The 20,833-nt window shown below is 52.9% G+C and carries 17 protein-coding genes; 6 read left to right on the top strand and 11 right to left on the bottom strand.

All coding sequences use genetic code 11. The features are described 5' to 3' along the window. The first annotated feature begins 112 nt into the window (after positions 1–112). The 3 genes from OGY72_RS21440 to OGY72_RS21450 all read left to right on the top strand — a co-directional run bounded on the left by OGY72_RS21440 (position 113) and on the right by OGY72_RS21450 (position 3,742). Positions 113–1,012 (top strand): LysR family transcriptional regulator, encoded by a 900-nt coding sequence (locus OGY72_RS21440; RefSeq protein WP_008786405.1) that lies wholly within the window; start codon positions 113–115, stop codon positions 1,010–1,012. A 71-nt stretch (positions 1,013–1,083) separates the two neighbouring features. Then, positions 1,084–2,085 carry an inner membrane protein YhjD gene (yhjD, locus tag OGY72_RS21445; protein WP_063941879.1) on the top strand — a complete coding sequence of 334 codons (1,002 nt, stop codon included), beginning with the start codon at positions 1,084–1,086 and terminating at the stop codon, positions 2,083–2,085. A gap of 334 nt (positions 2,086–2,419) precedes the next feature. Continuing rightward, positions 2,420–3,742: an MFS transporter gene (locus OGY72_RS21450; protein ID WP_003023312.1), complete on the top strand. Its 1,323-nt coding sequence runs from the start codon at positions 2,420–2,422 to the stop codon at positions 3,740–3,742. An 83-nt stretch (positions 3,743–3,825) separates the two neighbouring features. On the opposite strand, the gene OGY72_RS21455 is transcribed toward OGY72_RS21450, so the two are convergent. After that, the gene (locus OGY72_RS21455; protein WP_197385442.1) at positions 3,826–5,886 is read right to left on the bottom strand and encodes an AsmA family protein; all 2,061 of its coding nucleotides are present in this window, start codon (positions 5,884–5,886) and stop codon (positions 3,826–3,828) included. A gap of 78 nt (positions 5,887–5,964) precedes the next feature. Continuing rightward, the gene (gene pdeH / locus OGY72_RS21460) at positions 5,965–6,732 is read right to left on the bottom strand and encodes a cyclic-guanylate-specific phosphodiesterase (RefSeq protein ID WP_286549334.1); all 768 of its coding nucleotides are present in this window, start codon (positions 6,730–6,732) and stop codon (positions 5,965–5,967) included. A 230-nt stretch (positions 6,733–6,962) separates the two neighbouring features. On the opposite strand from pdeH, the gene kdgK reads away from it, so the two are divergent. Continuing rightward, positions 6,963–7,892 (top strand): 2-dehydro-3-deoxygluconokinase, encoded by a 930-nt coding sequence (gene kdgK / locus OGY72_RS21465; RefSeq protein ID WP_286549336.1) that lies wholly within the window; start codon positions 6,963–6,965, stop codon positions 7,890–7,892. Between the two features lie 99 nt (positions 7,893–7,991). On the opposite strand, the gene OGY72_RS21470 is transcribed toward kdgK, so the two are convergent. The 5 genes from OGY72_RS21470 to OGY72_RS21490 all read right to left on the bottom strand — a co-directional run bounded on the left by OGY72_RS21470 (position 7,992) and on the right by OGY72_RS21490 (position 13,783). Further along, positions 7,992–9,485, bottom strand: coding sequence for a M16 family metallopeptidase (locus tag OGY72_RS21470; protein WP_003827432.1), 1,494 nt, complete (start codon positions 9,483–9,485; stop codon positions 7,992–7,994). Between the two features lie 221 nt (positions 9,486–9,706). Beyond that, on the bottom strand, positions 9,707–10,993 hold the full coding sequence (dctA, locus tag OGY72_RS21475; RefSeq protein WP_003827429.1) for a C4-dicarboxylate transporter DctC: 1,287 nt from the start codon (positions 10,991–10,993) through the stop codon (positions 9,707–9,709). A 157-nt stretch (positions 10,994–11,150) separates the two neighbouring features. Continuing rightward, a complete protein-coding gene (gene hmsP, locus OGY72_RS21480; RefSeq protein WP_020996063.1) occupies positions 11,151–13,157 on the bottom strand; it encodes a biofilm formation regulator HmsP in 2,007 nt (668 codons plus the stop codon). Positions 13,158–13,383: 226 nt separating this feature from the next. Beyond that, on the bottom strand, positions 13,384–13,491 hold the full coding sequence (locus OGY72_RS21485; protein WP_149384389.1) for a type I toxin-antitoxin system toxin Ldr family protein: 108 nt from the start codon (positions 13,489–13,491) through the stop codon (positions 13,384–13,386). Positions 13,492–13,576: 85 nt separating this feature from the next. Further along, positions 13,577–13,783 carry a hypothetical protein gene (locus tag OGY72_RS21490; RefSeq protein ID WP_286549344.1) on the bottom strand — a complete coding sequence of 69 codons (207 nt, stop codon included), beginning with the start codon at positions 13,781–13,783 and terminating at the stop codon, positions 13,577–13,579. Between the two features lie 118 nt (positions 13,784–13,901). Between OGY72_RS21490 and megL the strand changes: the two genes are divergently transcribed. Together megL and OGY72_RS21500 are read left to right on the top strand one after the other, a co-directional pair. Continuing rightward, complete coding sequence (gene megL, locus OGY72_RS21495) at positions 13,902–15,098, top strand: methionine gamma-lyase (protein ID WP_008786414.1); 1,197 nt, start codon at positions 13,902–13,904, stop codon at positions 15,096–15,098. Between the two features lie 117 nt (positions 15,099–15,215). After that, entirely contained in the window at positions 15,216–16,514 is a 1,299-nt protein-coding gene (locus OGY72_RS21500; protein WP_003827423.1) for an aromatic amino acid transport family protein, read from the top strand. A 35-nt stretch (positions 16,515–16,549) separates the two neighbouring features. Here the strand turns inward: OGY72_RS21500 and OGY72_RS21505 are convergent, their stop codons facing one another. The 4 genes from OGY72_RS21505 to dppC form a co-directional block, all read right to left on the bottom strand. Further along, on the bottom strand, positions 16,550–17,752 hold the full coding sequence (locus tag OGY72_RS21505) for a sigma-54 interaction domain-containing protein (RefSeq protein ID WP_003827420.1): 1,203 nt from the start codon (positions 17,750–17,752) through the stop codon (positions 16,550–16,552). Positions 17,753–17,928: 176 nt separating this feature from the next. Further along, positions 17,929–18,933, bottom strand: coding sequence for a dipeptide ABC transporter ATP-binding subunit DppF (gene dppF, locus OGY72_RS21510; RefSeq protein ID WP_071446715.1), 1,005 nt, complete (start codon positions 18,931–18,933; stop codon positions 17,929–17,931). Continuing rightward, positions 18,930–19,913, bottom strand: coding sequence for a dipeptide ABC transporter ATP-binding protein (gene dppD, locus OGY72_RS21515; protein WP_003024317.1), 984 nt, complete (start codon positions 19,911–19,913; stop codon positions 18,930–18,932). The genes dppF and dppD overlap by 4 nt, the downstream gene beginning before the upstream one ends. A gap of 10 nt (positions 19,914–19,923) precedes the next feature. Beyond that, positions 19,924–20,826 carry a dipeptide ABC transporter permease DppC gene (gene dppC / locus OGY72_RS21520; protein WP_003024315.1) on the bottom strand — a complete coding sequence of 301 codons (903 nt, stop codon included), beginning with the start codon at positions 20,824–20,826 and terminating at the stop codon, positions 19,924–19,926. Between the last annotated feature and the right edge of the window lie 7 nt (positions 20,827–20,833).

Raw genomic sequence — 20,833 nt, forward strand, 5'->3', positions numbered from 1 at the left:
CTCATTTCAGGTGTTGTGAAGATTGAGACAAAGCTTATTAGGTGATAGAAGAACAATAAATACTGCTAACTGCGCATTACTGTTTCATTTAGAACAACAATAGGGCATGAGAATGGATAAAATTCACGCAATGCAGTTGTTCATCCGCGTCGCAGAACTGGAGAGCTTTTCGCGCGCCGCAGACACCCTCGGACTTCCTAAAGGTAGCGTATCGCGCCAGATCCAGGCTCTGGAAAATCATCTGGGCACGCAGTTGTTGCACCGCACCACCCGCCGCGTTCAGCTCACGCAAGACGGCATGATCTATTACGAACGCGCGAAAGATCTGTTGAGTAATCTGGATGAGCTGGATGGGCTGTTCCATCACGATCCGTCCAGCATCAGCGGCAAGCTGCGCGTTGATATGCCGGTCGGTGTAGCAAGAAACCTGGTGATGCCCCGCTTACCGAGCTTTTTGCATCAGTATCCGGGCCTGGAACTCGAACTCAGCAGCAGCGACCGCCTGGTGGATTTGATCCGCGAAGGTTTCGACTGTGTGGTACGCGTGGGTACGCTGAAAGATTCAGGGCTGATTGCGCGCCCACTGGGGAAACTCACGCAGATTAACTGCGCCAGCCCGCAATACCTCGCCCGCTTTGGTTATCCGGAAAATCTGGAGGATCTTGCCTCGCATGCAGTGGTGCATTACTCGGTCAATTTGGGAACGCGTGCGCAAGGTTTCGAAGTGGCGACAGAAAATGGCACGCAATGGGTTAAAACCGGCGGCATGCTAACGGTAAACAGTACCGAAACCTATCACGCGGCATGCCTTGCCGGTCTGGGCATTATTCAGGTGCCGCGCGTTGGCGTGCGTGATGCCCTGCGCGCCGGTACGCTGGTCGAAGTGTTGCCGCAATATCGCGCCGAGCCAATGCCAGTCTCTTTGCTTTATCCGCATCGGCGCAACCTCTCCCGCCGGGTACATCTGTTTATGGAATGGCTGACTGGTGTGATGAAAGACTATGTGGATTAGTCCATTTTTCAGGATGCGCCCCTGAGCAGGCTATAATGTCATGAGTGAACAAAATAAGGACAACCGATCGGATGACGCAGGAACAAGACGCAAAACACCCTACGCCAGAACATAAACCAGCCTCCGCCGAGCCGGAGAAAAACGCTAAAGCGAACCAGGCGCTGAAAACGGCTCTGACCTTCGCCGATAAAATTCAACGTCAGCCCATCATCGCCCATCTTATTCGTGCCGCAGAGCGGTTTAACGATCGTATGGGAAATCAGTTTGGTGCCGCCATTACCTACTTCTCGTTTCTGTCGATGATCCCAATCCTGATGGTGTCGTTTGCCGCCGCGGGTTTTATTCTCGCTTCGCACCCTACGCTGTTGCAGGATATCTTCAGCAAGATTCTGCTGAACGTCAGCGATCCGACGCTCGCTTCTACGCTGAAAAACACCATCAATACCGCCGTTCAGCAACGTACCACTGTAGGTCTGGTAGGGCTTGGCATCGCGCTCTATTCCGGCATTAACTGGATGGGGAACCTGCGCGAAGCGATTCGTGCCCAGTCGCGGGATGTTTGGGAACGTACGCCGCAGGATCAGGAAAAAATTTGGGTCAAATATCTGCGTGATTTTGTTTCCTTGATTGGCTTACTGGTTGCGCTGATTGTTACTCTGTCCATTACCTCTATCGCCGGTTCCGCCCAGCAGATGATTATCTCTGCGCTGTATCTCGACGGTATCGAATGGCTGAAACCCGCCTGGCGGCTGATCGGCCTGACCATCTCTATTTTCGCCAACTACCTGCTGTTCTTCTGGATTTTCTGGCGGCTACCGCGTCACCGACCGCGTAAGAAAGCGCTCATACGCGGTACCTTTATCGCGGCACTAGGATTTGAAGTCATCAAAATGATCATGACGTATACGCTGCCATCACTGGTGCAGTCGCCGTCAGGCGCGGCATTTGGTTCCGTGCTTGGACTGATGGCGTTCTTCTACTTCTTCGCTCGTCTGACCCTGTTTTGCGCAGCCTGGATTGCCACGGCAGAATACAAAGACGACCCGCGTATGCCGGGGAAAACACACCGCTAATTCATCATTCATGCCGGAAGGCGCTACGCTTATCGGCCTACAGGAGGTTTAGTTGTAGGCCGGGCAAGCGCAGCGCCCCCGGCAGGTGACGACACCTTAACCGCCACCGTTTGCAGAATATAAATCCAACCCGTAACTTTTATTTAACCAAAAACCAGTTTTATCATCCAAGTTTTAAATTGTGTGAAGCATTTCATAGAAGTGAAATCTCAAGCCTAAAAATTATCCCCTTTTTGCTCCATTTTTGACCAATCTCAAAGTTTGTTACAGATTGAAATGTCTCTTTTGCTGTGCGTAATATGACCTTTCGTTCGGCCAAAAATAAGAAAATATTATGCAAGCAACAGCCACAACGCTCGACAACGAACAGGAACACACCCCGGTCAACTCGCGCAATAAAGTCGTCGTCGCCTCGCTCATTGGCACCGCCATTGAGTTCTTCGACTTCTATATCTACGCCACCGCTGCGGTAATCGTGTTCCCGCATATCTTCTTCCCGCAGGGGGATCCGACTGCCGCGACGCTACAGTCTCTGGCGACTTTTGCTATCGCCTTTGTGGCACGACCGATCGGTTCTGCGGTATTCGGGCATTTCGGCGATCGCGTCGGCCGTAAAGTCACGCTGGTTGCTTCACTACTTACCATGGGGATCTCGACGGTCGTCATTGGCCTGCTGCCGGGCTATGAAACTATCGGCATTTTCGCCCCGCTGCTGCTGGCTCTGGCGCGTTTTGGTCAGGGTTTAGGTCTGGGCGGTGAATGGGGCGGCGCAGCGTTGCTGGCGACGGAAAACGCGCCACCGCGCAAACGCGCGCTGTACGGATCATTTCCGCAGCTGGGCGCGCCTATCGGTTTCTTCTTCGCCAACGGTACCTTTCTGCTGCTCTCCTGGCTGCTGACCGACGAACAGTTCATGAGCTGGGGCTGGCGCGTACCGTTCATCTTCTCCGCTGTGCTGGTGATTATCGGTCTGTACGTCCGCGTTTCGTTGCATGAATCCCCGGTCTTCGCCAAAGTAGCCGCGGCGAAAAAACAGGTGAAAATCCCGCTGGGTACTCTACTGACAAAACATGTTCGCGTGACGATCCTCGGCACGTTCATCATGCTGGCGACCTATACGCTGTTCTATATCATGACCGTCTATTCGATGACGTTCAGTACCGCCGCAGCGCCTGTAGGGCTTGGCCTGCCGCGTAATGAAGTGTTGTGGATGCTGATGATGGCGGTCATTGGTTTTGGCGTCATGGTACCGGTGGCGGGCCTGCTGGCCGATGCGTTTGGTCGCCGCAAGAGCATGCTTATCATCACCACGCTGATCATTCTGTTTGCGCTGTTTGCCTTTAAACCGCTGCTCGGCTCTGGCAATCCGGTGCTGGTGTTCGCCTTCCTGTTGCTGGGCTTAAGCCTGATGGGTCTGACATTTGGCCCGATGGGCGCACTGCTGCCGGAGCTGTTCCCGACCGAAGTGCGCTATACGGGGGCGTCGTTCTCGTACAACGTTTCGTCAATTCTCGGCGCATCGGTTGCCCCATACATCGCCGCATGGTTGCAGGCGAATTATGGTCTGGCGGCTGTCGGTACGTATCTGGCATCGATGGCGGCGTTAACGCTGATTGCACTGCTGTTGACCCACGAAACCCGCCATCAGTCGTTGTGATTCTTTTGCCGGATGCGGTGTAACCACCTTATCCGGCCTACGTTGAGCATGAAATCCAGGCCGGATAAACATCCGGCCAGACATCACTTCTTCATCTGTGACAGGATCGTCCGGCACTGATTCGCGTCACCCTCTGACGGCGAAATCAGCGCCAACAAGGCCGCCGCAGGAGTGACTAACGTGGCTAATGCGGCAGCAACCGCACCGCGCGCAATCAGCGGTCCGGCCTTCACGCCAGCCTGCGGATTCTTAAAGGTGCCGCGAACATACAGCGGCGAACGCAGCGTAATAATACGAATCCCTTTGCTCTCCGGATCGATGGTTAAATCCAGTTGCTCCGACGCAAAGCTCGCCGTACCAGTGACATTAATGACTGCGTTTTCCGTGTCGAAAGCAAAAATCTGCGGACGCGCCACGCCGTTAACAATATCCAGATTCGCCGCCGCGCAGTTCACCCGCACTTCGTCATCACCAAATATCTGCCCGACAAGATAGTTCCCCAGATTCAAGCCCACAATTTCCATCAGATTCCGGCTGATCAAGCCGTCATTCATCAGCAGTTTCAGGTTGCCATTGCTGTTACCCAGCAGCGCCGCTACCGAGTTTCCACTTCCGCTAAACCGGGCGTCCCCGTTCATTTCACCGAGCGTTTTCTGCATCAGTTCCACATCGGGCATCAGCGCTTTTAGCTTCAGCCGCCGCGCCTGAATATCCGCCTGCCCCCGCATCGGCTTTTTATCTCCTTCCAGATGGATGCTGGAGACAATGCTGCCTCCCGCAAGACCAAATTTCAGCGGTTGCAGGCGCAGGTCGGCATTTTTCAGGATGATATGAGTGGAGAGATCGCTGATCGGCAGGCTACTGCCATGCTCAATACGCCGTCCTTTGAAACGCACGTCAGCGTCCATCACGTTCCATTTATCGGTTTCAAAACGGTCATACGGCAAGACCTTGTCCACAGGCTGAACGCTCTTCTCACCTTTGCGCTGTTCAGATTGTTTTGCCCGTTCCGCCCCTTTACCTGAATCCACCCCGATCAGCGGCCCCAAATCGGCCAGCCTCAGCTGGCGTGATTCCACATCACCCTTCAGCATGGGTCGCGGCTTACCGGTGGTGTAGGCCAGCGTTCCGTGAATATCGCTGTCGCCAATACGGCCATTGAAATCGCGATAATCAAAAACAGAGGATTTTTCCGGGTCAATTTTCGCCACCAGACGTCCGTCGGTTTCAAACGGCGGCGTATCCGGGAGCAGTACGCCGGTCAAATCGTACAAATCCCCTAGCGAATCTCCCGAGAATTTAAGCCGCAGATCCGCCCCGCCCATGTTCATCGGATCGTTTATCGTGCCGATAAACGCTACGCGCGTATTGCCCGAACGGAAATCAGCCTGAATCGGGAAAGGCGTATCTTCGCCACGCAGCGCAAGCATTCCGCCTATTTTTCCGCTACCGCTTAGCGGTTCGCCGTTATATCGCCCTTGCGCTTTCAGCCCAAACACGTAGTCCTCGACGCGGGCGTTGCTCTCTTTACCTTTTGCGCCGGTCACTTCGCTAAAGGGCAACGGTTTACCCAGCGGATCGACCAGGATCTCAATCTCCGACTTCGTCACCTTATCGTTAATGGCGATACGTCCCTGGTCGAACAGAATGTTATCCAGCCGGAAAGACCATGCGGATGGCGGCGCATCAGGATCGCGGTTTTCTTCCCCAGCTAAGTTAAAGGTCCAGTTATTGTTTTTCTCCGACAGGCGGATCAGCCGCGCATCGGGTTTGACCAGCTTGACCCACGGGAGCCAGACAGTTTTTGTCAGCAGTGCCAGCGGGGCGAGCGTAGCTTCAACGCGCGGGAGATGCACCATGGTGACGTCGGGAATGTCCGGCGGGTTGCCGAGGATGATATCTTCAGCATGAACATGCGGCCACGGAACCCAGCTACGCCAGCCAGTTTCCTGCTTCTGGCGTTCCCAAACCACACCCAGATCACCCCGTATAGCAAAGGGCCGGTTGAGTTCTGTAGAGACTTTCTGGTTGATGGTCGGTTTGAGCCGGTTCCAGTCAAATGTCGCAATCACAATGATGAGTACGACGATCAACAACAAGAAAACCCCTATTACTGAAGTGGTTATTTTACCTGTTCTCGTCATGTCTAACCTCCTTACTTCCTTCCTTGCCTGTCCTAAAGATAGTCCAGCAGGATGAAAAGGAGGTGCGCTACGCCCTCATCAAAGTGACAGAATTACGTCTTCGAGGGTATCCAGGGGCACTGGACGAGAGAGAAAATAGCCTTGGGCCGCGAAAGCCGGTGAGTTTTGCACATCACGCCACTCTTCCAGCGTTTCAACGCCTTCGACAATGACACCGCGGCAATAGCGGTTCATGAGCTGTAATAGTAGTGTGAAGAGATTACGTCCCTCCGGCGTCTTGCGCAGCATGACGAACAGATCCCGCGCCACTTTGATATAGTCATAACTCACTTCACTAAGCGCCGAGAAGTTCGCCATTCCGGTACCAAAGTCATCCAGCCAGAGCGGGCCGAACTCGCACATTGAGGCAAACGACGACCCCTTCGGCAAGCGGATATGCTCCACCAGTTCAAAGCGCAGCCACGGCAGGCATTCGATGATTTTCAGGATTTCGGGATCCTGACGCATCGCAATGAGCGTTGGTCCGTCGACGTTCACAGAAGCCAGCAGGTTGTTGGCTCTGAAAAAGCCCCCTTTCAGCTCAAGCTGCAGAAGTTGCTCTTTCACTACATCAACACGATGCCGTACAGCCACTTCAGCAAAATAGCGGTCTGGTGCAATACGTTGGGAAGGGTTATCAGGATGGCTCACGACGGTCAGCAGTTCAACGGCCATCAGCCGTCCGTTGGTCTGGTAAATTGGCTGGTAGGTGTAAGCACGCTCGCACTGCAGCCAATAGCGTCTTTCCAGCAAGCTTTCAATACTCGCATCGGGCGTAATGAGCTGCTGGGTAACCTGCTTTATCATCTGAGATGTCCTGTAAATAAGAGTGTGACTGACCGGACTCGTCAAAGGTTATCGGCGCTCAGACGAAGAACTTTACGTTCAGCTGTGCGCAAAAATAAAAACTAAGCGGCAAAAACAACGCAGAACACGTGCTGGCTCAAAAAAATAATGGAACGATGTTTTAATATAGTTGACCACTTAACACCCACAGCGCACACTAACGCTAATTTTTTTCAGAGCAGGTTACGACTATGTCCAGAAAGATTGCCGTGATTGGCGAATGCATGATTGAGCTGTCACAGAAAGGCGCTGACGTTCAGCGCGGATTCGGTGGCGACACGTTGAATACATCCGTTTATATCGCCCGTCAGGTCGATGCGGCGGCACTTTCCGTACACTATGTGACTGCACTGGGTACCGACAGTTTTAGCCAACAAATGCTGGAATCCTGGCAGGGCGAAAACGTCGATACCTCATTAACTCAGCGCATGGAAAACCGCCTGCCGGGCCTCTATTACATTGAGACCGATAGCACCGGCGAGCGCACCTTCTATTACTGGCGTAATGAAGCCGCCGCAAAATTCTGGCTGGAGAGCGAACAGTCCACCGCGATTTGCGAAGAGCTGGCGACATTTGACTATCTGTATCTGAGCGGAATCAGCCTGGCGATTTTAAGCCCGGCAAGTCGTGACAAGCTGCTGTCATTGCTGCGTGAATGCCGTGCCAACGGTGGAAAAGTCATTTTTGACAATAACTACCGTCCACGCCTGTGGAGCAGTAAAGAAGAGACCCAGCAGGTGTATCAGCAGATGTTGGAATGCACCAATATCGCATTCCTGACGCTGGACGATGAAGACGCACTGTGGGGTGAAAAACCCGTTGCCGAGGTAATTGCCCGTACTCACGCGGCTGGCGTACAGGAAGTGGTTGTGAAGCGTGGCGCAGACTCTTGCCTGGTTTCCATTGCAGGCGAAGAACTGATCGACGTTCCGGCCGTTAAATTGCCGAAAGAGAAAGTGATCGATACCACTGCGGCCGGAGACTCCTTCAGCGCCGGGTATCTGGCGGTCCGTCTGACCGGTGGCGATGCCGCCGAAGCCGCAAAACGCGGCCACCTGACGGCAAGCACCGTCATTCAGCATCGTGGGGCGATTATCCCCCGCGACGCCATGCCGCAATAATTTATTGTTCCTGTAGGCCGGATAAGGCGTTAAAGCCGCATCCGGCACTGGGTAAGCCGGGAGCGCTTCACTTGCCCGGCTTACAGGTTACGATACCCTTTACTGTACAGGCGGGATATCCGTCACTTCAGGGTGTGATTCATCCGTTTCAACAGACGTTGCCGCTGCGGTAACGGGCGCCATAATGCTATCCCACGTCGCCTGCAGATCCTTCATATTGAATTCAGGTTCGCCCTTCGGCTGCAGCAGAATTAACGCCATATCTTGCGATAGCTGCTGACGCAGGTCCTGATTCAGCATCTCAACGCTCAGGCTGTTGAGGAAGCTCTGGCGTAAACGCTGGTACTGTTCAGGCGCAATATCCACCACCTGATTTTGCAGCGAGCGCAAACGCTGGCTGATCAAAATATCGGTATCGGTACGACCATAGGTGGCAAACAGCTTCTGCAGTTCCAGATTCTTTTGCGCTACCAGCGCATTGAACTCTTCTTCCGGCAGTCCCTTATCACGCACTTTCGCCAGCTCACGCGCAACCGTACCCAGATTGGCGTTCAGCTTATCGTTCGGCGACTCAACGTTAATCGCGCACTGCGCGCGCAGGAACAGCACCCGGCAGTCAAATCCGAGGCCAATGTCTTTGGCATTGTTTTTGGTTAGCTCTTGCTGAATGTGCCAGAACAGCGCCTCACGCGCTAAATCAGCGCGCCAGTAACGTAATAACGCGGCAGATTCACGGATCGGTTGCCACGGCGTATCCCACATAATAGACAGGCGATCCTGGCGTACCGCATCGGTCATAATGCTCACGGCTTCTGCTCGCAGCGGAGAGAGCGTGGGTACCGGTGCAGGCGTTTCGCGTTTTCCTTTTAACTCGCCAAAGGTTTTATTGATTTGCTCAGCTACGCTGCGTGCATCAACGTTACCGACGATGATCAGCGTCATCGCGTCCGGGGTATACCATTTCTGGTAGAAAGACTGAATTTTCGACGCATCTACAGGCGTTTTCAACGGATCGGCGGGATCGTGCCCCAGCAGGGTCGATCCCTTCAGACGGTAACGCCACCACCCTTCTTTGGTATCTGACGGCCAGGTTGCAACCATATCTTCGCTATTCAGCGCATGATTGACCGTTTCAGAGGTAATGCTCAGTTTACCGGAGATATTCGCCAGATAAGAAAGTGACTCTTTCAGTAGATCGTTACGGCTGTTAGGCAGACTGAGGTTATACAGCGTTGAATCATAGGAAACGATAACCGGCGGCATGGGACGTTTGGGATCGAACCCCTGCTGCCACAGTGAACGGGCTTGCGAGGCATCGAGGCCACCGCTTTGCGTCAGCGCGATACGCGGGATCGCATGGCTGAAACCACTCTGTTGCGCACTTTCGGTGAGTGAACCGGTATTAACCAGCAGGCGAACCTCAATACGGTCGCTCGGGCGCTGGGGAGTGGCTAACACTTGCCACTGTAAACCATTTGCCAGTGTGCCCTGTTGCCATGCTGGATCAGGCTGGAGCGCATCTGCCTGCACATAGCCGGCAGTGGCCATCATCAGCAAGCCGCCCGCTAAAAGTCGAATTTTTGTGCCCTGCATGTGAACCCCTGATCAACTATCCTGGAAATAAAAAGACAGCCCTCGAAAGGACTCTCTGAATATGACGTTAAAAACACTTCGTGTTAGACCGCGAGAACATAAAAATGTCACGGAAGAAGTGAAAAAATCCCGAGCCGCCGAATCGACGGTTTCAGGCACAGGGGGTAATTATGCGCAAACGCCCGCAGTCCTGGAAGGGACTACGGGCATAAGTGACGAGATTAAGAGGATAAATCGTGCGTTTTGCCATCCGGCGCACGATTATTCAACGTGTCATCCAGCTTTTTGGTATCCAATTCTTTCACCCATTTAGCCACAACAACAGTTGCAACACCGTTACCAATCAGGTTGGTCAGCGCACGGGCTTCAGACATGAAGCGGTCAATACCAAGAATCAGCGCCAGACCAGCAACCGGCAAGTGACCCACCGCAGAGATAGTCGCGGCCAGAACAATAAAGCCACTCCCGGTCACACCCGCTGCACCTTTTGAGGAGAGCAGAAGCACCACCAGCAGGGTTATCTGATGGAAGATATCCATGTGGCTGTTGGTTGCCTGAGCGATAAACACCGCCGCCATTGTCAGATAGATTGATGTCCCATCAAGGTTAAACGAGTAGCCCGTGGGTATAACCAATCCGACAACCGACTTCCGACAGCCCAGTTTTTCCATCTTATCGAGCATACGCGGCAGCGCGGACTCGGAAGAAGAAGTCCCCAGAACGATCAACAGTTCTTCACGGATATAGCGGATGAATTTAAAGATACTGAAGCCAGTTGCGCGGGCAATTGAACCCAGCACCAGCACCACAAACAGAATACAGGTGATGTAGAAGCAGATGATTAGCTGACCCAGTTGCACCAGCGTTCCGACGCCATATTTACCGATGGTAAAGGCCATAGCACCGAAAGCACCGATCGGCGCCAGGCGCATGATCATATTAATGATGCCGAAAATAACCTGCGAGAAACTTTCAATCACGTTGAAAATCATCTGGCCCTTGCTGCCCAGACGATGCAGCGCAAAACCAAACATTACCGCAAACAGCAATACCTGCAGGATGTTACCGCTGGCAAACGCGCCAATGACACTCGCCGGGATAATATCCATCAGGAAACCTACGATCCCCTGGTCTTTTGCCTGTTCGGCGTACATTGCAACCGCTTTGGCATCCAGTGTCGCCGGATCGACGTTCATCCCGGCACCGGGTTGCACCACGTTGACGATGATGAGGCCGATGATCAGCGCAATGGTACTAACAATTTCAAAATAGAGCAGTGCAACCGCGCCAGTGCGGCCTACGGCTTTCATACTTTCCATGCCTGCAATGCCGGTAACGACAGTACAGAAAATGACAGGTGCGATGACCATCTTGATGAGCTTAACGAAAGCATCACCAAGCGGCTTCATTTGGGCGCCTAATTCAGGGTAGAAATGGCCAAGGAGAATACCTATGGCAATCGCTGTCAGGACCTGAAAGTAAAGGCTTTTGAATATAGAGGTTTTCATAGGGTGTCCTTAAAGTAAAAACCACAGGTCTTGTAAGGTTTTGTTTAACCTGCGGCCTTAAGGTAACACCCACACAACTTGACAGAAATGTACCTGGATCATAATTGATACAGAAATGTTAAAAATTTTGAGCTGGCTCGCACAAGCGAGACCTTTTTTAACTTTTGTAATCAGCGCTTTCCGGCGCCAGATAACGTTCTTCGAAGATATTTGCCGGAACCGGTCGGGCAAACAGGAACCCTTGTGCCACTTCCACCCCGGCTTGTGATAGCCATTCACGCTGCGCTTCGGTTTCGACACCTTCGGCGATCATCTGCAAATTAAGGCTGTGGGCCAACTGAATGATGGCGGAGATCATGCTGCAATCCTCAGGTACCCCATCGACAAACATCTTATCGATTTTGAGGACATCCACCGGTAGCGACTTCATGTGCTGCAGCTGTCGCAGGCCCGCATACCCCATGCCAAAGTCATCCAGTGCGATACGTACTCCCGCATTACGCAATGGGCGCAAAATGGCCACCGCAGCGTGGGGATCATCGATATGTCGGCTTTCAGTCACTTCCAGGATCAACGTACCAGGCTTGATGCGATAGCGGTTTAACAACTCCAGCAGGTCCGAGACCATACTCGGGTGCATCAGCTGTAGCGCGGACAAATTCACCGACAGCGGCAGCATCAGACCCCGTTCCTGCCACGCTGACAGCTGGCGGCACGTCTCTTCCAGCACCCAGTAACCAACCGTCACCATCAGGCCGCAGGACTCAATCCTGTCGATTAACCCTTCGGGCAGCTCCCAGCTTCCGTCCGGCTGCTGCATCCGCAATAATGCTTCTGCGCTCAATACCTTACCGCTGGACATTTCCACCTGCGGCTGCATCCAAAGCGCGAACTGCTGGTTATCCAGCGCGCTGAGAATATCGTTCTCTTCCGTCAAACGCTGCTGCGCCTCTTCCATCTGTAACGGATCAAAGAACTGAATTTGATTTTTACCCTTATGGCGCGAGGTTAACACGGCCGAGAGTGCGCGGCGGTATAGCTGTTCTGCGGTCAAATCACCATAGAACATTGCCACCCCAATGTTGCAGGTAGGACGCAGTTGAATACCCTGAATAGGTAATCGCTCATTAACGATAGTGAGTACTTGCTGACCTAGCGTAATAGCGTGCCAGGGTTCTTTTACACCATGGGCGATGATGGCAAAGTCATAGCCACTCACCTGGGAAAGCACCATCCTGGGGGCTAATACCGACTTGAGTTTTTCGACCAGCGTAAGCAGCAGGATTTCCCGCTGAGTTTCGGTTAACACCCCCGCGGTGTCACGTAGGGTTTCGCAGGTGACAATCATCAGCGCCGTCGTCTGCTGGCGGGTAACAACCTGCTCCAGCAGCCCCATTAAAAACGACTTATTGGGCAGTTCGGAAACCGGGAAACGCATTGCAAAGTCGCTTTGCTCTTCGCTATGTCGCTGAATCAACTGCTGATTAAGATTGTAGCTACGCACCAGCATACCAATCTCATCATCCTGATGTAGACGCGGCAATGCCAGTTGATAGCCAATCAGATCCTGCTGTTGAATGTCGTTCAGCTCACGAGCAATTTTACGTAAGGGGTGCACAATCAAGCGATTAATGCACCAGGAGATGGCGACGGTCAATATTAACGACAAAAGTAAGTAAATGGTCACTAACGTCGAGAGCGTACTCATCACGAATTTGTACATGCGGTACGAATCCGCCTGCAGCACCAGATACGCCAGCGGTTGCGGGTTAGCTGAACGCTCAAGGGAATAGATCGGCAGCGAAATTTGTACCGGAAGCTCAAACAGGCGAGTCACCGTAACAGGAACGGGGCGTTCAGGGATAAAGCTCATCCGCAACGCCTGAAACTGATTGGGCAGCACCACATCGGCGCGACTTACCACGCCCGCTGGCCGAATACTTTTTAAAATGGCTTCCGCTTCGGGAATATCCCCTTTCAGGATAGTGTCCGACAGAGGCTCACGGACGGAGCGAGCGATACTTTCCAGTTGCGTAGCCGTGTTATAGCGGTTTTGCTGGACCAGATGGAACAACAAAACGGTGCAAAAAATAAAAACGAACACCATAACAACGGCCGCAACCATTGCCATCTGCTTAATTGTTAACGAGCGACTGACACGCAAACTGACTCTCCACGGATAGACGAAACTGCCGTCAGAGTATACCCGATCGTAGCGGTATTAAGAGAGGCGGTATCTGAAAACTTCCCAGCGTGCATTATCGCGACAGGATAGGCACCTGGCGACGAGATTTATCTGCATTTAAGCCGAAAAAGGCCGCAAGGTCGCCCCCTGCGGCCTGGTTCGGGCGCATGTTGCCATCACGGCAGGCAGACGCCTACAAAGCGCATTACTTCCTGTTACGCAGCCAGCTCACAATCAGGCTGGCAATGGTGCCAGCGATGACTGGAGCCGCTAAATCGTGCCAGAAGGCCACGCCTAACTGTGCGAGCGTCATATAGCCGCCTGTGTTGCAATGGCAACTGTTCACGGCTATCCTTGAGTTGTTCAGGTTCAAGTCAGCCCCCGTTTTGTTGCCAGGTTTATACCGAACAACGTGCGGGGGTTTTCTCTTTCCAGCAACCGATGCCGCCGGGGATCAACGCCTCACCGGGAATTCCCGGCTTGCCGCTGATTCTACGGCAGCCCACTTGCCATATCACTGCGCAATATTGCGCTCTGCGTAGCGCCTCGCAATTCACCCATTTTCTCACCAGCACGCTGGAAAGATTCTTTCCAGTTGGCAACATTCCTGCCGACCATTAGTTCAGACAAAAACATAACGCATTGATATCTATCAGTTCATTTTCTGGCACAGCGATTGCTATTTGACTGTGAGCTGTTCTGTTCCGAATTAAAGGAGATATCATGTCTGACTGTCGTACTTACGGATTCAACACCCAGATCGTTCACGCGGGGCAACAACCCGACCCTTCAACTGGCGCGCTTAGTACGCCTATTTTCCAGACCTCAACGTTTGTTTTTGACAGCGCCGAACAAGGTGCCGCCCGCTTTGCGCTCGAAGAGTCCGGGTACATTTACACCCGCTTGGGTAACCCCACCACCGATGCGCTGGAGAAAAAGCTGGCTGTACTGGAAAGAGGTGAAGCCGGGTTGGCAACCGCGTCCGGTATTTCTGCTATCACCACAACGCTGTTGACGCTTTGCCAGCAGGGTGACCATATCGTTTCCGCCAGCGCGATTTACGGCTGCACCCACGCGTTTTTGTCGCACAGCATGCCGAAGTTTGGGATTAACGTCAGCTTTGTCGACGCGGCAAAGCCTGAAGAAATCCGCGCCGCCATGCGACCAGAAACCAAAGTTGTGTATATCGAAACGCCCGCCAACCCAACGCTGTCGCTGGTCGACATTGAAACGGTGGCTGGTATCGCCCATCAACAGGGCGCATTGCTGGTGGTGGATAACACCTTTATGTCGCCGTACTGTCAGCAACCTTTGCAACTGGGCGCGGATATTGTGGTTCACAGCGTCACCAAATATATCAACGGTCACGGGGATGTGATTGGGGGAATCATTGTTGGTAAGCAGGAGTTTATCGACCAGGCGCGGTTTGTAGGCCTGAAAGATATCACCGGCGGCTGCATGAGTCCTTTCAATGCGTGGTTAACACTACGCGGCGTTAAAACGCTGGGCATTCGTATGGAACGTCACTGTGAAAATGCGCTGAAAATCGCCCGCTTCCTCGAAGGGCATCCATCCATTACTCGGGTGTATTATCCTGGCCTGACTTCGCATCCGCAGTATGAGCTGGGCCAGCGGCAAATGAGCCTGCCAGGTGGAATTATCAGCTTCGAAATCGCCGGCGGCCTCGAGGCTGGTAGGCGGATGATCAATTCTGTAGAATTGTGCCTCCTCGCGGTCAGTCTCGGTGATACCGAAACCCTCATTCAGCACCCAGCGTCTATGACACATTCGCCCGTTGCACCTGAGGAACGGCTTAAAGCAGGTATTACCGACGGGCTTATCCGTCTTTCTGTGGGTCTTGAAGATCCAGAAGATATTATTAACGACCTTGAACACGCCATCAGAAAGGCAACATTCTGACCAATATGGCCTGAACCGACGCCGTTCGGTTCAGGTTGTTGAGAATCAAGGCACAACAGTCTGGCAATACGCGTGATCCTCTTTCGGGGAGAACGTGTATTTTGGGCAGGGGGTTCTATGCAGGACAACACATTACAATTAAGCAACAATACAGCAACCGCCGTACCATTCTCAAAAAAAATACCGTTTACGAAATACGATTTTGGCTGGGTATTACTGTGCATCGGCATGGCCATTGGTGCCGGAACGGTACTGATGCCGGTACAAATTGGCTTAACAGGCATTTGGGTATTTATCGTTGCCTTTATTATTGCTTATCCGGCAACTTATATTGTGCAGGATATTTATTTAAAAACATTATCAGAAAGCGAAACCTGCAATGACTATACGGATATTATAAGTCATTACCTTGGAAAAAACTGGGGCGTATTTCTTGGCGTCATCTATTTTCTGATGATTATTCACGGCATATTTATTTATTCCTTATCCGTGGTTTTTGACAGCGCCTCATATATCAAAACCTTCGGCTTGACCGAGGCCGATCTTTCGCAGTCGATAATCTATAAAGTGGCCATTTTTGCCGTGCTGGTCGCCATTGCTTCCGGGGGAGAAAAGCTGCTGTTCAAAATCTCCGGCCCGATGGTGGTGGTCAAAGTAGGTATCATCATCGTATTTGGTTTTGCGATGGTTCCGCACTGGAACTTCGCTAATATCAGCGCCTTCCCTGAAGCATCGGTCTTCTTTCGTGATGTACTGCTAACCATCCCGTTCTGCTTCTTCTCAGCGGTGTTTATTCAGGTGTTGAACCCAATGAACATCGCCTACCGCAAACGGGTGACGGATCGGGTGCTGGCTACGCGTATGGCAATCCGTACGCATCGCATCAGTTACATTACTCTGATTGCTGTCATTCTGTTTTTCTCCTTCTCTTTTACCTTTTCTATTAGCCATGAAGAGGCCGTTTCGGCTTTCGAACAAAATATTTCCGCACTGGCACTGGCGGCTCAGGTCATTCCTGGGCAGATTATTCATATCACCTCAACAGTATTAAATATCTTCGCCGTATTAACCGCGTTCTTTGGTATTTATCTGGGATTCCACGAGGCGATCAAAGGTATTATTCTCAACGTTCTGAGCCGCGTCATTGACGTTGAGAAAATTAATCCGTTAGTACTCACGCTGGGTATTTGCACCTTTATTGTTATCACTCTGGTCATTTGGGTGTCATTTCGCGTATCGGTACTGGTATTCTTCCAGCTAGGTAGTCCGCTTTACGGGATTGTGTCGTGTATTATTCCGTTCTTCCTGATCTATAAAGTAACGCAACTGGAAAAACTACGCGGGCTGAAAACCTGGTTGATCCTGCTGTACGGAATTCTGCTGTGCCTGTCGCCCTTATTGAAGCTGATTGAATAACCCACGTATATCGCGCCGTCAGACGCTGGCGGCGCTTAACCCACACTCTCCAGCTGATAGCCGCGAATTTTATTCAGCACCGTGGTGTGCGACACGCCCAGCGCTTTGGCAATATGCCGTGACGACACATTATCTTCCACCATCTGTTCAATGAGCTGGCGTTCAGCACACAGAACCTGCTCTTTAAAAGGACGTTCTGTCGCGCCCCGCTCAACGGCAGGCAAATTCACCATCCCTAATTCTTCCCGCGTAATAACATCGGATTCAGCCATCAGCATCAGGCGAATAATGGTATTTTCCAGTTCGCGCACGTTTCCCGGCCAGGTGTGATGGTGCAGGGCATCAAAACAGGCTTTATCCAGAATGATCCGCCGCTGGAATTCCTTCGCGTATTTCTGCACAAAGTGGCGAATCAGCAGGCTGATATCCTGTGGGCGCTCGCGCAAAGGTGGGATGGTCAGTGAAAGCACGTTGATGCGGTAATAGAGATCGGCGCGCAGCAGACGTTGTTCCACCATCTCTTCCAGATTGGCATTGGTTGCCACAATAATGCGCACATTGACCGGAATAATATGTGCCCCGCCAACGCGCCGAATCCCGCCATCCTGAAGCACGCGCAGGAGTTTAGCCTGTAAGCTCAGCGACATTTCGCCAAACTCATCGAGAAAAAGGGTGCCTTTATCGGCCATTTCAAACAGCCCTTTTTTGCCTTTACAATCCGCGCCGCTGAAAGCCCCTTTCTCATAGCCAAAGAATTCACTCTCCATTAGCGACTCAGGTAGCGCAGAGCAGTTGACCGGAATAAACGGATAAAAACGTCGCTGCCCGGAATTATGGATAGCCCGGGCCAGCAGCTCTTTACCAGTCCCCGTATCGCCACGGATCAGAACGGTATATTTGCTGTCGGCAATTTTTATCGCCTTTTCGATAAGCGCGTGCATGCTCTGGCTGCTGCAAATAATGTCAGAGAAATAGCGCGGGCGTTCCGGCTCCGGCGTTGACAGCTCGCTTATCTCCTCACAGAGATAAGCAACATTAATAATATCGGCGCGCTGGCTTAAACAGGATTGCACACAGGAAATATCCTGTAGCTGGCGGCACCAGGATTTAATCAGGATCCGCCCAGGCGTCACTTTCATGGAGATGATATTGATATCACAGCAGGAAAATTCCTTCAGGACATCCTCAACCATCGACAGACGATCAATTGTTTTAATATCCCAGCGTATCGTGACCACATTTGCTCCTGGTAGTTAGCAACTGCGAAATAGATATTTCTGTGACTAGAGGAAATCTGACTACATTCTAGACGCTGTGGAATAATGTTCTGCCAAAGGACTCACATTGTGGACGTAAAGAGAAAATATAAAAAAACCGGAGCACAAGGCTCCGGTTATCGGGTCATAACCCAGGTTTATTGCTGTGGGTTTTCATCCTGGTCAACGGCAAAACAAGCTACCAGTTGACCGCCGTAATCTTTCAACTGCGGTTGAAGCTGGGTACACGGACCAAAGCGACGACGGCAGCGGGCGTTGAACGCACAGCCCGGCGGCGGATTCAGCGGGCTTGGCAGTTCACCGGTCAGCTTGATACGCTCACGGCGATCGTCCGGGTTCAGGCGCGGTGTTGCGGAGAGCAGCGCTTGCGTGTACGGATGACGCGGATTATTGAAGATTTGGTCCTTCGTCCCTTTCTCCACACAGCGGCCTAAATACATCACCATCACTTCATCGGCAATGTGCTCGACAACCGACAGGTCGTGCGAGATAAAGACGTATGACAGCCCCAGTTCCTGCTGCAAATCCATCATCAGATTCAGCACCTGCGCACGCACCGAAACGTCCAGCGCTGAGACCGGTTCATCGGCAATCACCACGTCCGGGTCAAGCATCAGACCGCGAGCGATGGCAATACGCTGACGCTGACCGCCGGAGAACATATGCGGATAGCGGTCGTAGTGCTCGGTTTTCAGCCCCACTTTCGCCATCATCGCCAATGCTTTTTCACGACGCTCCTCTTTGCTGAGCGTGGAGTTGATCAGCAGCGGCTCTTCCAGAATCTGTCCCACTTTTTTACGCGGGTTCAGGGAACCGTACGGGTTCTGGAATACAATCTGGATTTTCTGCCGACGCAGCTTTTGCGCCTGCGGGTCGTGCTTAAGCAGATCCTGTCCCTGGTAATACAGCTCACCGCCGGTCGGGACTTCAATCATCGTCAGCAGGCGGCCAAGGGTGGATTTCCCACAGCCCGACTCGCCTACCACCGCCAGCGTTTTACCGCGTTCTAAGGTAAAGGAGACGCCGTCCAGCGCTTTCACCAGGCGCTCCGGGGCGAACATGCCCTTTTTCACCGGGTAGTGTTTTTTCAGATCAATAGCCTGTAACAGCGGCTGTGACAAAGCGGCCTTTTGCGTACTCATAGCCCAGGCCTCCCGGCATCATCAAGTGGGTAGTGGCATTTCGACTGACGACCGCCTTCCAGCAGGTTCAGTTCAGGTTCTTCAGCGCGGCATTTGTCGGTCGCATAGGGGCAGCGTGGGTTCAGCAAACAGCCGCTCGGGCGGTCATATTTCCCGGGAACCACGCCCGGCAGCGAGGCCAGACGTGCTTTATCCTGAGCAAACTCAGGCAGCGCACGCAGCAGCGCCTGGGTGTAAGGATGACGCGGCGCGCGGAAGATATCCTGCGCGGCTCCGGTTTCTACCACCTGGCCGGCGTACATCACGATGATTTTGTGTGCCGCTTCAGCCACCAGCGCCAGATCGTGGGTGATTAAGACCAGCGCCATGTTCTCTTTTTGCTGCAATTCCAGCAGTAGCTCGATGATCTGCGCCTGAATAGTCACATCCAACGCCGTTGTCGGTTCGTCGGCAATCAGCAGTTTCGGACGACAGGCAATCGCCATCGCGATCATCACGCGCTGGCTCATCCCCCCGGACAACTGGTGCGGATAGACATCCAGACGCGAGGCCGGATCGGGGATCCCCACCAGCGTCAGCAGGTCAATTGCCCGCTGAATACGCGTTTTTTTGTTGCCGCCCTGGTGCACCTTGATGGCTTCCATAATCTGGTAGCCGACGGTATAGCAGGGATTAAGGCTGGTCATCGGGTCCTGGAAGATCATCGCCACTTCCGCGCCCACTAACTGGCGACGCTCTTTCTCAGAAATGCGCTTCAGGTCGCGACCATTAAACTCCAGATTTTCGGCCATAACGCGGCCAGGGTAGTCAATCAGTCCCATAATCGCCAGCGAACTGACAGACTTACCAGAGCCGGACTCTCCTACAATGCCAACCACTTCACCCTGATTCACACTGTAGCTAATGCGGTCTACGGCGCGGAATTCGGAACCTACGTCGCCGAAATGCACCGATAATTTATCTACATTTAATAACGCCATCTCGAACCTCTTACTGCTTCAGTTTGGGATCGAGCGCGTCACGCAGACCGTCACCCATCAGGTTAAATGCCAGCACCGTCAACAGGATCGCCAGCCCCGGGAAGGTCACGACCCACCAGGCGCTTTGGGCAAACTGTAGAACGTCAGAGAGCATGGTGCCCCATTCCGGCGTAGGCGGCTGTGCGCCCATCCCCAGGAAGCCGAGGGCAGCCATATCGAGAATGGCGTTAGAGAAGCCAAGCGACGCCTGAACAATCAGCGGCGCAAGACAGTTAGGAAGAATGTTGACGAACATCTGGCGCATCGCGCCGGCTCCCGCCACGCGAGATGCAGTGACGTAGTCGCGGTTAACCTCCACCAGCACGGCGGCGCGCGTCAGACGCACATAGTGCGGCAATGCCACAAACGTCAGCGCCAGCGCGGCGTTGCCAATCGAGGGGCCAAATACCGCCACCAGCACCAGCGCCAGCAACAGGCTCGGCAATGCCAGCATGATATCGACCACACGCATGATGACGTTATCGACAATCCCGCCAAAGTAACCGGCGATCAGCCCAAGAACCACGCCCATCAGCAGGGAGAGAACTACCACCAGACAGCCGACCAACAGCGACAGACGCGCACCGTACATCAGGCGGGACAGCACGTCGCGGCCTACATCATCAGTACCAAACAGATGCGCCATGGTACCGCCTTCCTGCCACGCGGGAGGAGCCAGCAGCGTATCGCGGAACTGGTCTGCCGGGTTGTAGGGTGCGAGGACGTTGGCAAAGACCGCAATCAGGATCATCACCACAACGTACACCAGCCCAACAACCGCACCTTTGTTGCGTTTAAAATAGTGCCAGAACTCCTGCAACGGAGTCATCGGCACCGGTGCAGCAATAACTTTATTTTCAGTAACCTGTGACATGATGGCC

The sequence above is a fragment of the Citrobacter sp. Cpo221 genome (assembly GCF_030332345.1).
GTDB classification, from domain to species: Bacteria; Pseudomonadota; Gammaproteobacteria; order Enterobacterales; family Enterobacteriaceae; genus Citrobacter; species Citrobacter portucalensis.

Bases quoted from the DNA above. Each gene is read 5' to 3' on its own strand.
- OGY72_RS21440 (WP_008786405.1), top strand. From the start codon at position 113: ATGGATAAAATTCACGCAATGCAGTTGTTCATCCGCGTCGCAGAACTG.
- dppC (WP_003024315.1), bottom strand. From the start codon at position 20,826: ATGTCACAGGTTACTGAAAATAAAGTTATTGCTGCACCGGTGCCGATG.
- pdeH (WP_286549334.1), bottom strand. From the start codon at position 6,732: ATGATAAAGCAGGTTACCCAGCAGCTCATTACGCCCGATGCGAGTATT.
- dppD (WP_003024317.1), bottom strand. From the start codon at position 19,913: ATGGCGTTATTAAATGTAGATAAATTATCGGTGCATTTCGGCGACGTA.
- dppF (WP_071446715.1), bottom strand. From the start codon at position 18,933: ATGAGTACGCAAAAGGCCGCTTTGTCACAGCCGCTGTTACAGGCTATT.
- OGY72_RS21470 (WP_003827432.1), bottom strand. From the start codon at position 9,485: ATGCAGGGCACAAAAATTCGACTTTTAGCGGGCGGCTTGCTGATGATG.
- OGY72_RS21485 (WP_149384389.1), bottom strand. From the start codon at position 13,491: ATGACGCTCGCACAGTTAGGCGTGGCCTTCTGGCACGATTTAGCGGCT.
- dctA (WP_003827429.1), bottom strand. From the start codon at position 10,993: ATGAAAACCTCTATATTCAAAAGCCTTTACTTTCAGGTCCTGACAGCG.
- OGY72_RS21490 (WP_286549344.1), bottom strand. From the start codon at position 13,783: ATGTTGCCAACTGGAAAGAATCTTTCCAGCGTGCTGGTGAGAAAATGG.
- megL (WP_008786414.1), top strand. From the start codon at position 13,902: ATGTCTGACTGTCGTACTTACGGATTCAACACCCAGATCGTTCACGCG.
- OGY72_RS21450 (WP_003023312.1), top strand. From the start codon at position 2,420: ATGCAAGCAACAGCCACAACGCTCGACAACGAACAGGAACACACCCCG.
- OGY72_RS21455 (WP_197385442.1), bottom strand. From the start codon at position 5,886: ATGACGAGAACAGGTAAAATAACCACTTCAGTAATAGGGGTTTTCTTG.
- yhjD (WP_063941879.1), top strand. From the start codon at position 1,084: ATGACGCAGGAACAAGACGCAAAACACCCTACGCCAGAACATAAACCA.
- OGY72_RS21500 (WP_003827423.1), top strand. From the start codon at position 15,216: ATGCAGGACAACACATTACAATTAAGCAACAATACAGCAACCGCCGTA.
- kdgK (WP_286549336.1), top strand. From the start codon at position 6,963: ATGTCCAGAAAGATTGCCGTGATTGGCGAATGCATGATTGAGCTGTCA.